At 50.2% G+C, this 273-nt stretch carries 1 protein-coding gene; it reads left to right on the plus strand.

Annotation, left to right across the window (positions count from 1 at the left end; all coding sequences use genetic code 11):
• Window positions 1-273: signal peptidase I (lepB, locus tag ACTHRE_RS11140; protein ID WP_440345283.1), on the plus strand; the 273-nt coding region annotated here is incomplete at both ends.

Consider the following 273-nt stretch of genomic DNA (forward strand, 5'->3'; position numbering starts at 1 on the left):
CGCGACCCGCGAAGACAATGCGCATTTTACCGACTACAGGGGCGGCTTTTTTCCCATCATCTTGGTTATCTGTGTGTTGCGCAGCTTTATTGCCGAGCCGTTCCAAAGTCCGTCCAGCTCCATGCGTCCGGGCTTGGTCAAAGGCGATTTTATCTTGGTGAACAAATTCTCTTACGGTTTCCGCCTGCCGATTTTGAATAAGGTCATTATCACTGTCGGCAACATTGCACGAGGCGATGTTGTGGTGTTCAATTACCCACTTCAGCCAGAGAT

It is taken from the genome of Neisseria sp. P0001.S007, from assembly GCF_051963655.1.
In the GTDB taxonomy this organism is placed as follows: Bacteria; Pseudomonadota; Gammaproteobacteria; order Burkholderiales; family Neisseriaceae; genus Neisseria; species Neisseria subflava_A.